Origin of the sequence: Gemmatirosa kalamazoonensis (assembly GCF_000522985.1) — a bacterium.
Lineage (GTDB): Bacteria > Gemmatimonadota > Gemmatimonadetes > Gemmatimonadales > Gemmatimonadaceae > Gemmatirosa > Gemmatirosa kalamazoonensis.
Genome location: NZ_CP007128.1, coordinates 2,103,180 through 2,118,484, shown reverse-complemented (window position 1 = coordinate 2,118,484; position 15,305 = coordinate 2,103,180). Strand labels below are relative to the sequence as shown.

The 15,305-nt window shown below is 72.7% G+C and carries 13 protein-coding genes; 7 read left to right on the top strand and 6 right to left on the bottom strand.

What is annotated here, in order from left to right:
- Positions 1-124 precede the first annotated feature (124 nt).
- Positions 125-976: a carotenoid biosynthesis protein gene (locus J421_RS09165; RefSeq protein WP_158508715.1), complete on the top strand. Its 852-nt coding sequence runs from the start codon at positions 125-127 to the stop codon at positions 974-976.
- The gene (locus tag J421_RS09160; protein ID WP_025410879.1) at positions 973-1,929 is read left to right on the top strand and encodes a phytoene/squalene synthase family protein; all 957 of its coding nucleotides are present in this window, start codon (positions 973-975) and stop codon (positions 1,927-1,929) included. The genes J421_RS09165 and J421_RS09160 overlap by 4 nt, the downstream gene beginning before the upstream one ends.
- Here J421_RS09160 and J421_RS09155 read toward each other — a convergent pair.
- Together J421_RS09155 and J421_RS09150 are read right to left on the bottom strand one after the other, a co-directional pair.
- Positions 1,907-3,910 (bottom strand): Ig-like domain-containing protein, encoded by a 2,004-nt coding sequence (locus J421_RS09155; RefSeq protein ID WP_025410878.1) that lies wholly within the window; start codon positions 3,908-3,910, stop codon positions 1,907-1,909. The two genes, J421_RS09160 and J421_RS09155, sit on opposite strands and share 23 nt — an antisense overlap.
- Before the next feature lie 113 nt (positions 3,911-4,023).
- Complete coding sequence (locus tag J421_RS09150) at positions 4,024-4,509, bottom strand: Spy/CpxP family protein refolding chaperone (RefSeq protein ID WP_025410877.1); 486 nt, start codon at positions 4,507-4,509, stop codon at positions 4,024-4,026.
- A 391-nt stretch (positions 4,510-4,900) separates the two neighbouring features.
- On the opposite strand from J421_RS09150, the gene J421_RS09145 reads away from it, so the two are divergent.
- The 5 genes from J421_RS09145 (at position 4,901) to J421_RS09125 (ending at position 8,103) form a co-directional block, all read left to right on the top strand.
- Complete coding sequence (locus J421_RS09145; protein ID WP_025410876.1) at positions 4,901-5,083, top strand: hypothetical protein; 183 nt, start codon at positions 4,901-4,903, stop codon at positions 5,081-5,083.
- A complete protein-coding gene (locus tag J421_RS09140) occupies positions 5,080-5,301 on the top strand; it encodes a hypothetical protein (RefSeq protein WP_025410875.1) in 222 nt (73 codons plus the stop codon). The genes J421_RS09145 and J421_RS09140 overlap by 4 nt, the downstream gene beginning before the upstream one ends.
- A 156-nt stretch (positions 5,302-5,457) precedes the next feature.
- Positions 5,458-6,675: a sensor histidine kinase gene (locus J421_RS09135; RefSeq protein ID WP_025410874.1), complete on the top strand. Its 1,218-nt coding sequence runs from the start codon at positions 5,458-5,460 to the stop codon at positions 6,673-6,675.
- Positions 6,668-7,495 (top strand): LytR/AlgR family response regulator transcription factor, encoded by an 828-nt coding sequence (locus J421_RS09130; protein WP_025410873.1) that lies wholly within the window; start codon positions 6,668-6,670, stop codon positions 7,493-7,495. The genes J421_RS09135 and J421_RS09130 overlap by 8 nt, the downstream gene beginning before the upstream one ends.
- A gap of 155 nt (positions 7,496-7,650) precedes the next feature.
- On the top strand, positions 7,651-8,103 hold the full coding sequence (locus tag J421_RS09125) for a hypothetical protein (RefSeq protein WP_025410872.1): 453 nt from the start codon (positions 7,651-7,653) through the stop codon (positions 8,101-8,103).
- A 5-nt stretch (positions 8,104-8,108) separates the two neighbouring features.
- On the opposite strand, the gene J421_RS09120 is transcribed toward J421_RS09125, so the two are convergent.
- The 4 genes from J421_RS09120 to J421_RS32705 all read right to left on the bottom strand — a co-directional run bounded on the left by J421_RS09120 (position 8,109) and on the right by J421_RS32705 (position 14,935).
- Entirely contained in the window at positions 8,109-9,344 is a 1,236-nt protein-coding gene (locus J421_RS09120; RefSeq protein WP_104022439.1) for a RagB/SusD family nutrient uptake outer membrane protein, read from the bottom strand.
- Between the two features lie 19 nt (positions 9,345-9,363).
- Positions 9,364-12,285, bottom strand: coding sequence for a SusC/RagA family TonB-linked outer membrane protein (locus J421_RS09115; RefSeq protein ID WP_104022438.1), 2,922 nt, complete (start codon positions 12,283-12,285; stop codon positions 9,364-9,366).
- Between the two features lie 176 nt (positions 12,286-12,461).
- The gene (locus J421_RS09110) at positions 12,462-13,904 is read right to left on the bottom strand and encodes a vanadium-dependent haloperoxidase (protein ID WP_025410869.1); all 1,443 of its coding nucleotides are present in this window, start codon (positions 13,902-13,904) and stop codon (positions 12,462-12,464) included.
- A complete protein-coding gene (locus tag J421_RS32705) occupies positions 13,901-14,935 on the bottom strand; it encodes an anti-sigma factor (protein ID WP_158508713.1) in 1,035 nt (344 codons plus the stop codon). The genes J421_RS09110 and J421_RS32705 overlap by 4 nt, the downstream gene beginning before the upstream one ends.
- Positions 14,936-15,305 lie beyond the last annotated feature (370 nt).

Here is a 15,305-nt window from a genome sequence, read left to right as displayed (position 1 = left end):
TCGGCACCAGAATAAATTTGACAGAGCATGGACAGGCGGTTAACCTTCCCCTCGCACCGGTCAGGGGACCGGGCGGACGACAGGGGGGAGGATGGGGGGAGGCACGCGCAGTCTGGCGTCACGGGTGGAAGTGGATGGGGCAGGATGGGAAAGGGCCCCGTGGCGTCAGACTCCGCTGCGTCCCGCGCGCGCGGCGCTCGGCGCGCGCATCGCGCTCGGCGCGCTCGTCGCGCTCGTCGGGTTCACCGCCGCCGCGCTCGCGGGCTTCGCCGTCTTCGGACGTCACCCCGACCTGCTCGCGCGCTATCCCGGCGCGGGACCGGTCTACGCGGTCGCGTTCACGTTCTTCGCGCGCACGCAGGTCGCGCTCGCGTTCGTCGCGCTCGCCGTCGCGCTCGTCCACGTCGCGGGCGCGCGCTGGCTCCCCGCCCTCGCCGCCGTGTACGCGGCGAGCCTGGCGAGCGAGCTGTTAGGCACCACGGTCGGCCTGCCGTTCGGCCCGTACCACTACACCGACGGCCTCGGCGCGAAGTGGTTCGGCCACGTGCCCGTGCTCATCCCGCTGAGCTGGTTCACGATGGCCGTGCCGTCGCTCGCGCTCGCGCGGCGCGCGCATCCCGCGGCGACGGTCGTCCTCGGCGCGCTCGTGCTGCTGTCGTGGGACCTCGCGCTCGACCCCGCGATGAGCCGCGTCACGACGTACTGGCTGTGGGGCGGCACCGGCCCGTACTACGGCATGCCGTGGTCGAACCTCGTCGGCTGGTTCGTCACGGGGCTCGCGCTGATGGCGATCCTCGTGCGGCTCGGCGCCGGCGCGTGGACCGCGCGGCTCGACCGCCGGTGGGTCGCCGCGTTCTACGCGACGAACCTCGCGCTCCCGTTAGGCATGACCGCGGCCGCCGGGTACTGGGGCGCCGTCCTCGTCACCGTCGGCGCGCTCTCGGGGTGCGCGCTGCTGCAGAGCGTCCTGCGGTGACGTCGCTGCTGCGGATCGAGCCGCACCACGCCGACGTCGCCGAGCTCCGCGCGCTCGTCGATCCGCCACGCGACGGCTGGCTCGCGTACATGGCGCGCCATGGCCGCTCGTTCCGGTTCGCCGCGCGCTGCCTGGACGCCGCGGACCGCGACCGCATCGCCGCCGTGTACGCGTTCTGCCGCTTCACCGACGACCTGGTGGACGTCGGCGACGCCGACGACGCGCGGCGCACGGAAGCGCGTCTCGACGCGTGGCTCTCCCTGCTGCGCCTCGAGCACGCCGGCGGCGTGTCCGGTGTGCCGCTGCTCGAGCGCGTCGTGGGCGATCTGCGGCGACACGACGTGCCCTTGCGCCACGCCGAGGAGCTGATCGAGGGCGTGCGCATGGATCTGCGCCGCGTGCGCTACCCCACGCTCGACGCGCTGCGCGTGTACACGTTCCGCGTCGCGTCGACGGTGGGGCTCTGGCTCTCCGAGCTGTTCGGCGTGCGCGGCGCGTTCGCGCTGTCGCGGGCCGCGCGGCTCGGGCACGCGATGCAGCTCACGAACATCCTGCGCGACGTGGGCGACGACCTGTGGCACGGCCGCGTGTACCTCCCCGCCGATCTGATGGCCGTGCACGGCGTGTCGTCGTTCCACCTCTCGGCGTGGGGGCTCGGCGGCGTGCCGCACGACGACGGGTGGCGCGCCCTGGCCGAGTCGTTGATGGCGGAAGCGGAGGCGGCGTACGACGACGCGCGGGAGGCGTTGCCGGTGCTGCCGCCGGGGTTCCGCCGCGCCACCGCGGTGGCGGCGCGCGTCTACCTGGGCATCCACGACGAGATCCGGCGCGCCGACTACGACGTCTTCGGCCGACGCGCGTGGGTGCGCCCGCGCCGCAAGCTCACGCTCGCGGCGCGGGCGCTGCTCGACCTCGGGCCGCGCGGCGCGTTCAGCGCAGCCGCGCGACGGTGACGGCGCCCGACGCGCCGGTCGTCGTCCAGCTCACCGTGCCCGTCTGCCCCGCGGCCACCGTGAAGCGCAGGTAGGCCGCGCTTCCGCCGCGCACCGACAGCGTCGTCGGCGCGCCGCTCGACAGCGCGCGCGTGGCGAGCGGGTAGGTGCTCGTCGACGTGATCGCGTCGAGGATGGAGCGCTCGTTCCAGCTCGGCTCCTGCCACTGCGTCGCGACGCCGGCCACGTCGTCGAGCAGCAGCGACGTCGCCCAGTCGCGGAACAGCGGCGCGAGATCGCTGCCGAAGACCTGGCGCAGGTTCGCGAGCCCCGTCGTCGTGGAGTTCACGAGCCGCTGCCACACCACGTCCTGCGCGGCCGCCTGGTGATCGACGGCCCACCGCAGGAAGCTCCACGTCGCGCCGCGCGTGGCGAGCGAGTCGTCGTCGGCGTAGGGCGAGTTGCTCGACGGATCCTCGAGGTACGACGACAGGCGCCCGAAGTTGTCGATCCCCTCGTCGTTGAACGCCGCGCGGAAGATCGCGTTCGCGCGCAGCGTCGCCGCGTCGAGGTTCTTCAGCGGCGCGAGCCCCGACCGCGCGTAGAACACGAGCTCCTCGGCGACGTGCGCGAGCCCCTCATCGAGCCACGTCTCCTCGAAGTCGGTGGCGGCGGTGTTCACGTACAGGCGGCGCGAGGAGTTGATGAGATGCTGGTACTCGTGCGCCGTGGTCGCGATCGTGGCGCTCGTGACGAACGACTTCGAGAACGCGTTGCCGTTGATCGCGCCCGACGGATCCGGCACGACGAGGTAGAACATCTCGCCGACGTTGCTCGACGCGCACGCCTCGAGGCCGTTCGTCGCCGTGGTGGGGAACAGGTCCCGGCTGTAGAAGAAGCCGCCGATGTAGTAGTCGGCGTTGCGCGGCGTGAGCGCGTTCACGGCGCTCGTGAAGAACAGGATGACGTGGCCGTTGCCGTCGATGTCGGTGGGCTGGCCGAAGTTCTTCGTGTCGACCGCGTCGACGAGCGTGTCGAACGTCGCGGCGATCGAGGCGTAGTCGGCCTGCGTGAAGCCGCCGGACGGGTTCAGCGTGTCTGCGACGACGATCGCCTTGCTGCCGACCGCCATCACGCGCGCGCCGCGCATCTCCGGACGCGTGCACGCGTCGTCGGCGTTCGCGTTCAGCGAGACGACCGTGCCCAACGTGGGATTCGCCGGGATGACGTCGAGCCGCGCCGTGGTGCCGCCGCGCCGCGCCGTGTACCACGCGCGGGCCGTGCCGACCATCGGCGACAGCGCCGCGCGCTCGGTCGCCCGCAGCCGGCGCTCGAACTGCGCGCGCGGGCTCACCGACGCCGACGCGCCTAACGTCGCGAGGCCGCCGGTCGGCGCCGAGCTCGCGAGCACGGTGCTCACCGGCTGCACGCCGGCCGCCTGCACGACGAACGTGGCGCGCGTCGCGCTGCTGCTCGATCCGTTGAACGGGATGACGGCGTACTCCGCCCCGGACGTGCCGCCGTCGAGGCACACCGACGAGCCGCTCTGCACCGCCGTCGCGCCGACGGCGAGCGACGTGGGCGTGCACGGCGCCGTGATCTCCGCCGCCACCGCGGTCTCGGTGATCGTCGTGGCGATGCTCGTTCCCTGCACCGACGCGCCGATGACGACGCTTCCGGCGGCGGTGCCGAGCGTGACCTGCGTGCTCGCGAGCCCGCTCGCGTCGGTGACCGCGCTCGACGCGGAGAGCGTGGCGGCGCCTGACGAGACGACGAACGCCACCGTGGCACCCTGCACCGGTGCGCCCGCGGTCGTCGCGACCTGCACGACGACCGACGAGGACAGCGTGGTGCCGACGGTGCCCGACTGTGCGCCGCCGCTGACGACGGTGATCGCGCCCGGCGTCGGCGTCGTCGTGGAGGTCACCGCCGAGTCGCCGCCGGCGCACGCCGCGAGCAGCGAGAGGGCGAGCGCGTGCCGGGCGAGAGACGTGCGCGACATCGAGGTGATCCGGTGGTCGATGGTGTGGCATGCGATGCGGCCTTCACGCAATGGAACACGCGTCGGGGGCCGCACCCTTACCGCGGCACCCGACGCGTGTCCGTTAGGCGTGTTCAGCGGCCGCCGCGCTCGCCGCGCTCGCCGCGCTGCGCCTGGCGCTTCTCCATCTCCGCGACGTTCGCGTCGAACTGCGTGCGCTGGTCGGCGGTGAGCAGCGAGCGGATCGACGCGACCTGCTGCTCGCGTCGGCGGTCCATCTGCGTGCGCAGCTCGGCCATCTTCGCGCGCGCCGCCGCGGTGTCACCGCGCTGACGCGCCGCGCGCACCTCGTCGAACGCCTTGCGTCCCTCGTCGCGCGCGGCCTCCGCGCGCTGCCTGTCGTGCAGCGCGGCGATCTGCTGCCGCTGCGCGTCGGTGAGCGTGATGCCCTTCAGCAGCATCCGCTCCGGGCCGCCCGGGCCGCCGGGACCGCGCCGGCCGCGGAACGTGCTGTCGGCGGTGTCGCGGCGCGGCGCCGCGTCGCCGCGCGGCGGCTGCGCGCTCACGCCCGCGGCGACGAGAGCCAGGGCGAGCGCGCCGATCGAGATCGTCTTGCGCATGGTGCAAACTCCGCGTGGACGTCGTCCCGTCGTCGCGCGTCGGAGATGACGCGTCGCACGACCGGTTCGCATCGTCGTACGCCGCGCGCGGCGAGACGATCCGCTGGCGTGCACCATCTGCACGTACGTGTTGCGAACGGCGGTTGCGGCGACACGAACGGCGGCTCACGCGGAGGCACGGAGGACACGGAGGAGAACCACTTCTTGTTGGGTTCCTCCGTGTCCTCTGTGTCCTCTGTGGTTGAGGACTGCAAAGCAGGTCACGTTCCTTCCGGCCGGTTCCAGGTGCTGGGCGAGGACCCTAGGGATCCAACGGCGATGAAAAGGATCTCGAGATCTCTTCAATCGCACGTGGATCCCCAGGGTCCTCGCCTGTCACCTCGCGCCATCCATGTTCGTCGAGGACGAGAGCGCCGTCGGCGCGCGGTGGCGGCGGCACGCTCGCGCTCACCGCACCGATCGTCACGAAGGCATCGGGCGACGCGTGGACGCGGCCGCGAGGGACGACCAGGGCGTGAACGCCGGCGTGCGGGCGGCGGGCGCGAGCCGCATCACGATCGCGGCGGCTCGGTGACGACGAGCGCGCGCGGCACGACCGGCACGGCCGGCGCGCGCGCGCCGGCGATCCTCGTCTCCGGCGTCGTGACCGCGACCGATGCGCGGCTCGCCGCCGCAGAGTCGGACGGCGCGACGCTCGACGACGCGGCGTCGCTCACACTGGTCGGCGGCTCGCTCGCCGCGGCCGGCGACGCGCTCGAGGACACGGAGGGCACGGAGGAAGCCGACAAGTGACGTGGTTCTCCTCCGTGTCCTCCGTGTCCTCTGTGGTTCAAACGACTCGTGCGCTACCGTTCGCATCGCACCGGTGCATCTCGTGCGCGCACGCGTGCGATCCGTGCCACGAGGGGTAGCCGCGGGCCGGCGACGTGCGACAGAATCGAGTGCATCGTGACCGCCGACTCCGACCCGCTCGCCCACCCCGGCGCCCCCGAGCGCTTTCCGCTCTCGCGCCGCGAGCTCGCGATCATCGCCGCCGTGTGGAGCGCGTACGCGGTGCTCTCCATCGCGAGCCGGCTGTTCGACCTGCCGGAGCGCGGGTCGACCTTCATGATCGGCTCGGCCGGCGTCGCGCTGGCGGAGGCGCTGTGCTGGGCGCTGCTCACGCCGCCCATCCTCGCGCTCGCGGACCGGTTCGATCCCGACCGCGACCGTGCGCGGCAGATCGTGCAGTTCCTCGTGCTCGGCGTCGTCGTCGCCGTCGCGGTGGGGTGGCTCGGCACGTGGCTGCGGCAGACGCTCACGCCGGGCGGGCCGCGGCCGCCGCGCGACGTCGCGTCGTTCGACGCCATGCGCGGATTGACGCGCGGGCGCGGCGGGCGTGGGCGCGGCGGGCCGCCGATCTGGTTCGGCATCCTGAACGCGATCGTGCTCTACCTCGGCGTCGTCGCCGCGGGGATCGCGCGCGCGTTCTCGCGTCGGTACGCGCTGCGCCGCCACGAAGCCGCGCGGCGCGAGGCGGAGCTGCACGCGCAGCTCGCCGAGGCGCGTCTCGATGCGCTGCGGCGGCAGCTCGATCCGCACTTCCTGTTCAACACGCTGAACGCCGTCTCCGCGCTCGTCGAGCGCGACCCGCGCGGCGTTAGGCGCATGATCGCGCGCCTGAGCGAGCTGCTGCGCCACAGCTTCGAGGGCGGCGACGAGGCGGAGGCGCCGCTGCGCGAGGAGCTCGCGCTGCTCGCGCGCTACGTCGAGATCATGCAGGTGCGCTTCCAGGGGCGCCTCACCGTGGAGACACACGCCGACGAGAACGTGCTCGACGCCCTCGTACCGACCATGATCCTGCAGCCCATCGTGGAGAACGCGATCAAGCACGGCGTGGAGCGCGCGACGGGACCGGGCAGCGTGCGCATCGGCGCTGCGGCGGACGGCGGCGCGCTCGTGCTCACCGTCCGCGACGACGGGCCCGGCCCCGCGGCCCCCTCCGCGCGCACCGGCGTCGGCGTGCGCAACACCGTGGAGCGGCTGCGGCAGCTCTACGGCGACGCGGGCTCGTTCACGCTCGCGCCGGGCGCGACCGGCGGCACCGTGGCCGAGATCCGGCTCCCGCTGCGCACGCGCGCCCGCGCGCTCGGCACCGTCACGGCCCTCGGAGGCGTCCATGTCTGACGACCGCGCGGCCGCGCTGCCGCCGGTGCGCGTGCTCGTCGTCGACGACGAGCCGCTCGCGCGCATGCGGCTCGAGGATCTGCTGAGGCACGAGACGGGTGTGGAGCTCGTCGGCACGGCGGAGAACGGCGTCGAGGCGGTCGACGCGATCCGTCGCCTCTCGCCCGACCTCGTGTTCCTCGACGTGCAGATGCCCGGCAAGACTGGCATCGAGGTCGTGCGCGAGGTCGGCGCGGAGCGCATGCCGGCGACCATCTTCGTCACCGCGTTCGACCAGTACGCGCTGCAAGCGTTCGACGTCGCGGCCGTGGACTATCTCGTGAAGCCGTTCGACGACGAGCGGTTCGAGGAGGCGTTCCGGCGCGCGCGCCGCCGCCTCGCGCTGGAGGGCATGGACCGGCTGCGCGCGCAGCTCCTCGGCGTGCTGCAGGGCACGCCGGCGCCGGCCACGCCGGCCGGGGTGCCTAACGCCGCGCCGCGCCGCTGGCTGGAGCGCATCGCCGTCGAGGTGCGCGGCAAGGTGCGTCCGGTGCCGGTGAGCGAGATCGACTACATCACCGCCGCGGGGCCGTACGCGGAGCTCCACGTCGGCGACCGCCGCCACGTCATCCGCGAGGCGATGCAGACGCTCGAGGAGCGGCTCGATCCCGACCGCTTCATGCGCGTGCACCGCTCGGTGATCGTGCGGCTCGACCTCGTGGAGGCGCTGCACCGCGGCGCGGGCGGCGACTACGAGCTGCAGCTGAGGGGCGGCGGCCGGCTCAAGGTGAGCCGCTCCCGGCGCGAGGCGCTCGAGCGCTGGCTCGGCGTGTCGTCGTGACGCGGGTCACATGCGGCCCCGCTCGCCGCATGCAACGTCCGCCGGAGGCGCGACGTGTGTTGAGGGATGCGGGAGCGCGGCGGTTGAGGTGTCTCCTCTCTGAGCGTCTCCGCGCACCGCTCGCGACCCGCGTCCTCTCACGCCTCTCGACTCCCGTGGCCTCGCACCCACTCGGCCCCAACGGTCGATTCGTCGACCTCTTTCTCGACCGCGTCTCGGCGATGACGCCGGCGGACGTGGACGCCGCGGTGGTCTCGTGGCGCGAGTCGCAGCATGCGCCTCGGGACTGGGCGGCGGCCGAGGAAGCGGCGGCCACGGCACTCGTGCGCACCGAGCGCGGCGAGGCGGCGTGGACGCTCCAGGACCGCATCCACGCGGTCGTGTGCGGCCCGCAGTGGGCGCGGCAGCGCGCGGCGGGGCTCGGCGCGCTGCGCTCGGCCGTCACCGCGGAGTACCTCGTCGCGTCGGCCGCGCTCGCGCTGCTCGTCGCCGACGTGCTGCCGCCGCGCCACCTCGCGCGGCTCTACGCGCCGTTCCTCGCGTCGGTCCCGCTCGCCGAGATCTCGGCCGTCTCCGCTCCGACTTCGCTCGCGGCGAACGACGCCTAACGTGCTCAGCCCCCCGACGCGTTCGGGTTCGACTGCCGCTCGGCGAGGCTGATCGGGATGCACGTCGCGCGGCCGTCGAGGAAGCCGTTGTGCGACGCGTCGGTCGCGGCCTGCCAGCGGCGGAGCTGCCACAGCCGCCGCCCCTCGAGCCACACCACCGCGCCGTACTCCTTCTCGAGGATCTGCCACGCCGCCGCGAGGCCCGCCGGCGGCGGGGACAGGGCGGGCAGCCGGTACACCGTGCGCTGCTGGTTGATGAGCGCGAACGCGCCGCCGATGTCGCCGGTGCGCAGCGCCGCCTCGGCGCGGAGCATCAGCATCTCGGTCCCCTTCGTGAGCGGGATGTCGGCGCCGAGGTCCGTGTACTTCCGCTGCCGGAAGAAGTTCGTCTTGCCGTCCTGTCCCTTCTGCACGGCCGTCTTCGCGGCGCTCGTGTAGATCGTGTCCCACGGCACGCGCGGGTCGTTGAACACCTGCGCCCACTGCGTGCCGAACACGGTGAACTCGCGGCGCACGTAGGTCTCCTGCACGAGCGAGTTGTTCTCGCGCGTGGAGTTCGTGGAGTACACGGCGTTGTACACGAACGCCGCCGGCACCTGCTGCGCGTCGGCGACCGCGCCGGGCCAGTCGCCGAGCGACGCCTTCACGCTCGCGCGGCCGCCGTACGCCGCGTTCAGCACGTCCACCACGTTGCGCGCCTGCGCGATGCGGATGGCCTCCGTGAAGTAGGCCAGCGCGCGCTGGAAGTGCACGGAGTCGGACTGCACCGCGCCCCCGTCGATGACGGCCTTGCAGGCGTTCTCGCCCAGCAGGCGGTCGGCGAAGCCGGCGAGCAGGTTCGCGCGCGCCGACGCGGCGTCGTTGTCGTACGTGAAGCCGGGGAGCGCCTTCATGCGCGTGATCCCCTGCTCCGCGACCCACCGCGCGCGCTGCATCAGCGCCCACTGGTCGTTGATGTCCTCGGGGTTGATGATGCCGCGGTACCAGAGCCCCTCGCCCGTGTAGCTCCCGCCGTGTCCGAGCTCGTCGGACGCGATGCCCGAGATGCGCACGACCTCGTCGAGCGCGTTCGACAGGTCGCTCGACATGCCCGTGACGAAGCCGGGGACGGCGTCCGGCGTCTGCAGCGACTCGTCGGCGATGGGGCCGGGGTTCGTGACGGTGAGGTAGTCGTGGCACGAGGCGCCGAGCGCGATCGCCGCGGCGAGCGCGCCATGCCTAACCATCCGGGAGTGACGCATGGTCGTGTCTCCGTGTCGGTCAGAAGTGAACGCGCGCGGAGAGCAGGAACTGCTTGCTCGGCGGCAGCTGGTAGTACTCGCGGCGAGCGAGCGTCGCGCCCTGGTCGCTCGCGTCGCGCAGCTCGGGATCGAGCCCGTCGTAGTCGGTCGACTTCCACAGGTTGCGGCCGGAGAGGATCAGCATCGCCGACGCCGCGCCGGGCACGAACCGCTTCGGCACCGTCCACGCGACGGAGGCCGAGCGGATCTTGAAGAAGTCGGTGGGCTCGATCCAGTAGTCGCTGTTGATCTTCGTCGGGTCGATCGCGCACTTCGCGCGCTGCATCGCGGTGACGCCCTGGAGCTGGTTCGCGCGGATCGCCTTCTGCGTGCCGTAGCACGGGTACCATACCGAGCGGTTCTCGTTCTGGTAGCCGACGAAGTTGCCGAGCATCCCGCCGCCCTGGTACTCGCCGAGCACGTCGAGCGCGAGGTTGCGGAACAGCCGCACCGTGGTGCTCACGCCTAACAGATGGTTGGGATACGCCGAACCGAGGAACTGGTCCTGCTCCACGACCGGCTCGGCGATCGCGTCGGGGTTCGTGACCTTGCGCCCGAAGTACGACGGCACCGGGTACCCCTCGCGCACGTACACCGACGAGCCCATGGAGATGATGCGGCCGCCGAGGTCGATCGCCTTGCTGTTCATCGCCGTGTAGCTCACCCGGCCGCTCCACTGCAGCTTGTCGAGCCGCAGGATGTCGCCCGAGAGCTGCACCTCCACGCCGCGGTTCTGCAGCGTGCCCACGTTCTCGAGCTGCGTGCGCGTGAAGCCCTGCGTCGGCGGGTACGTCACGCCGATCAGCGCATCGAGCGTCTTCGCGCGGAACATCGTCAGCTCCAGGCTCACGCGATCCTCGAACGCGCCCGCGTCGAAGCCGAGCTCCAGCTCGCGCGTGCGCTCGGGGCCGAGGTTCGGGTTGCCGATCTGGTTCGGCGTGAAGCCCGGCTTCCCCTCGTCGCCGGCGATCGGATCCCACGTGCGCACGGCGTCGAACGCGCCCGGCGCCTTGCCCGACTCACCCAGCGCGGCGCGCAGCTTCATCGTCGAGAGGAGCTGCTTGGGCCAGAAGCCTTCCTCCGAGATCACGTACGCGGCGCTCACCTTCGGGTAGCTCTGCAGCCCGAAGTTCGATCCGAACGCGCTGTTGCCGTCCATGCGCAGCCCGCCGGTGACGAACAGCCGGTCGCGCCAGCCGAACATCTGCTGCACGAACAGCCCCGCGTTCACGACGCGCGGGCGGTCGACGCGGCCTAACGTCACGCGCGCGGCGCTGCCCAGCGTCGGGTCGCCGGGGCCGGAGAAGTCGTTTCCCGTCTCGCCGATGAACTTGTCGCGGTCGTCGAACATCTGGCCGCCCCACGACGACGTCGAGGCGAGGCCGAGCAGCGTGTGCTGGAACGTCCCCGCGTAGTCGAGCGACAGCTTCGTGTGGTTCCAGTCCGTCTTGTCGAGGCGTCCCAGCGGCAGGTTGATGTAGCCGAACGGGATCACGTCCTGACTGTCGACGTTGTTGTAGTCGTAGCCGATCGCGACGCGGTTCGTGAGCGCCTGCAGCGGGCTCCAGTTCGCGGTGAGGCCGGTGATGAAGTGGTCGGCGCTGTTCGTCGCCTGCTGGTCGAGGATGTACTTGTTCGTCACGCACGTCGTCGTGATGCCGGCGCACTCGCCCTTGCCGCCCTTGAAGTTCCCGAAGCTCCCGCGGCCGACGTTGAGCATGAAGCCCCACGCGAAGTTGCCGTCGGGGATGAAGCGCGTCTCGTTGCGGTTGTAGGCGGTGTTGACGTTGAACGTCAGGCTCGGCCGCGGCGAGAACTGGAAGTTGGCGCGCGCGCCGCCGGACTTCGCCGAGCCGGTGGGCACGACGCCCTGCTCGCCGTCGTACGTGCCCGAGAGGTAGTACGACATCTGCTGTGCGCCGCCCTTCACCGCGACCGACGCCTGCGCCACCGCGCCGGTGCGCAGCCAGCTCCCGCTCGCGGGGCACGTGGGATCGACCCACAGCGAGTCGCGCGAGTCGCGCAGGTCCGGCCCGCGGCACTTGTTGACGAACACGCCCGTCGGATCCTCGCTCGAGCCGATGTGCCCCATCGCGTTCGCGCCGCCGCCCGCCTCGATCGACCATTCCGGCGTGCCGGCCGCGCCGCGCTTCGTGAAGATCTGGATCACGCCCGGCGCCGCCTCGGTGCCGTAGAGCGTCGTCGCCGCGGCGCCCTTCACCACCTCGATGCGCTCGATGTCCTCGGGCTTGATGTCGTTGTACGACGCGGTCGCCTGCCGCGAGCCCGGGGAGATCGGCCCCGCGTCGCTGTAGATGCGGATGCCGTCGACGTAGATGATCGGGTTGTTCCCCTGCGTGACGGAGTTCGTGCCGCGCAGGCGGATCGTGCCGCCGGCTCCCGGCTGCCCGGAGTTCTGCAGCACCGTGATGCCCGGCGCGCGTGCGCCGAGGATGTCCTGCGTGTTCTTCACCGGCGCGACCTCGAGCTCGCGCGCCGAGATCGCCGCCATGGAGTTGCCGACCTCCTTCTTGCGCGACTCCACCGCCGTGCCGGTGACGACGAGCGCGTCGAGCGACACCGCCGCCGGGCGCAGCTCGAAGTCGACGACCACGGAGTCGCCGCCGCGCAGCGTGACGGCGCGCGTCTGCGCCGCGAAGCCGATGAGCTGCACGCGCACCTGCTGCGCGCCGGCCGGCACGCCGACGATGCGGTAGACGCCCTGCGCGTTCGTGCGCGCGCCGCGGGTCGTGCCCACGATGGAGACCTGCGCGGCGTCCATCGGGATGCCGCCGACCTGCGTCACGCGGCCGCGCACGATGCCCGTCGGCGGCTGCGCTCCCAGCGGAGCGGCGAGAGCGAGGGTGGCGAACACGAACACGAACACTCGAGGACCCGACATCGCGACCTCCGTGGAATTCGATCGGGACGAGTTGCAAGGTCTAAGGGAAAACCTGCAGGGGGATCTCGACGGCGATCTTCATGGATCTCGGGATAGGCTCGCGGCTCCAGGCTGGAGCCTATCCCGAGATCCACGGAGATCGCCGTTGGATCCCCAGGCGTATTCGCCTAACACCCTCATCGCGCTCCATCGTCCTTCAGCCGCTGCACGACGGCGCGCCCCACCGCCAGACCGAGCGTGTCCCCGGCCTCCACGTCGAAGCGGTAGTGCACCGCCGCGTAGACGCGCGACAGCGACGCGTCCGTCGCCTTGTCGCGGTACGTCCGCGCCGCGTCGGGAAACAGCTCGGCGAACACCTCGGCGGCGGCGGTCGAGATCGTGGAGTGCCCCGACGGATAGCTCGGGAACGGCGGCGTCGGGAACACCGTGCGCAGCGTGGAATCCGCCGTGACGGGACGCTCCACCCAGTAGTGGAACTTCGCGTCCCAGCAGGCGACGAACGCGTCGTACATCGCCACGCTCGACGCGGCCTGCGCGCGCGCGGCGTGCACGGTGGCGATGCCGCGGTCGGCGAGCTCGCGCAGCATGAACTTCTCCCAGATCACCGACGGCGCGTCGGTGGCCCAGTACCGCGCCACGTCGGCCTGCGCCGCGGTGCGCCCGACCGAGAGCGCGCGCAGCTCGGCGACGTCGCGCGCGAAGCCCGGCGAGCCGGGCGCGGGCGGCGGCGTCGGGCGGAACGCGGCGCCGTTAGGCAGCACCCACGTGCGCCACCCGCCGGCGCCGGCGTCGAACGGCACGCCGACGAACTTGTTCGGCGTCGGACGCCACAGCCCGTCGCCGGCGGGGATCGCGCCCGTCCACGGTTCCGCGGCGCCGTCGACGCGGGCGCGCGCGATCACGCGCGCCGCCACCGCGCGACCGATCGCGGCCCCCGCGTCAACGTCGCTCGGGTACGCCGCGCCGGCCTCCACGCGCGCCTCGCCGGCCTCGCGCGCGAGCGCGTGGAACGCGAGCGTGTCCTCCGCCGGGAAGAGATACGCGAGCACCGCGGCCGCCGCCTCCGCCACCGCGGCGTGCTCCGACGGATAGCTCGGCACGTCGCCCGCGGGCACGAGCGCACGCACTCGGCGGTCGGTCGCCGACGGCGCGGTGCGGCGATACGCGTACTTCGCGTCCCATGCCGCCACGAGCGCGTCGTACGCCGCGACGTGCAGCAGCGCCATCACGCGCGCGGCGCGCACCGGCGTCGCGAGCCGCACGTCGGGGAGCAGCGGGAAGTAGAAGTCGAGCGTGCCGAGCGCCACCGAGTCCCACGGCGCGGTGGGATGGCCGCTCCACCGGCGCAGCGCGGCGTCGCTCACCGCGCGGTGCGCCTGCCGCTGCACGATCGCCTCCAGCTCGCGCGCCTCGTCGGCGGAGCCGGGCGCGGGCGGCGCCGCGGGGCGGAGGGCGCTTCCGTCGGCGAGCACCCACGTGCGCCACTGCCCCGCGTCCGACTCGGCCCGCGCCGCGTTAGGCGCCGACGGCGCGTCGCGGCACGCGACGACGACGAGCGCCGCCCAGGCGACGACGCGAACGGCTCGGTGCGCGCGGCGCGCGCGGCGCGACCGGCTCATCGCACGTCCGCGGTGCCGCGCGGCATGGTCTCGAGATGCGCCGTGATCGTGCGCGCGATGCCCGGCCCGAGGTCGCCGAACGCGTCCACGTACGGGTGCAGCACGAACGGGCGCTCGGTCGTCACCGGCTCGCCGCGGTCCGTCGCCGGCTCGATCGTGATGACGTGCGACCACCGCATCCGCCCCTGCGCGTCCTTCTCGCGCAGGTCGAGCGGCAGCGTGAGATCGGCGCGCCACGGCAGGCGCAGCGGGTTCGAGATCCAGTCGTCGCCGGGGAAGTCCTCCAGCCGCGCGCGGCGGAAGTCGAGCACGCCGGAGAACGGTCCCCACCCCGTGTCGTCCGGCTGGTTCACGGCGCTCGTCCAGTCGGGGACGAACTTGCCGTACGAGAGCCAGATCGCGTTAGGCCGGTCGAGGTCGCGCACCATCCACCCCTCGTACGTCCATCCGCTCTGCAGCGGCGTGAGGCGCACGTAGTAGTCGCGCTGCGCCGTCTGCGCGGGCGCCATGTTGAACAGCCACACCCCCGACTGCTCGTTCGACGGGTAGCCGAGGCTGTCGTTGTCGCTCGGCGTGAACATCGTGAACTGGCCGGGCGACGGGCGCAGCGGGAGGTCGTTCTGCGTCACCGCGCCGGCGTACCCGAGGTCGGCGTGGCCGCGTTGTACCCGGCCGCGGAGCAGCAGCTGCGCCGACGGCACCGCGTCGGCGTCGTCCGGCCGCTCGAGCGTGATCTCGATCGCGGTCGGGTCGGCGACGGGGCTCGCGAGCGTGTACGACCCGCCCGTCGCGAAGCGGCCGATCGACCGCCGCGTCTCGCCCGCATCCACGACCCACGCCTCGTAGCGGCCGTCGCGCGCGGTGTCGAGCGCCGGCAGCGCGACGGTGAGCAGCACCTGTGCGGGGCCGCCGGCCGTGCCGTGCGGACCCGTCGGCGCGACGCCATCGGCGCCGCACGCGGCGAGCGACACGGCGAGCGACACGAGCAGCGCGCAGCACGCGCGCGAACGCAGGCGACCAGCGGGGGGCATGGTCTCGAGCGGGGGTGGACGGAGTCGCGGGCTACGTTACTGGCGGTCCCACGCTTGTCAAACGGGAGACCCGCGCACGGGCCCGTACGCCACGCGCGGCGCGCGGCGGCAGCGTGCGGTGTGACGAGCGGCTGGGCATGTGAACCGCAGAGGACGCAGAGGACGCAGAGGGTCGCAGAGCCTTTCATTCGAACCACAGAGGACACGGAGGACACGGAGGCGTACCACGCTCGTTGGTTTCCTCCGTGTCCTCTGTGCCCTCTGTGGTCGAAAAAGCAGTCCTCTGCGGCCCTCTGCGTCCTCTGCGGTTTCGACTCCGAAAGGCAACGACCTGCCGAACGGTGGCACGAGCCGTATGTTGGCCGAGACG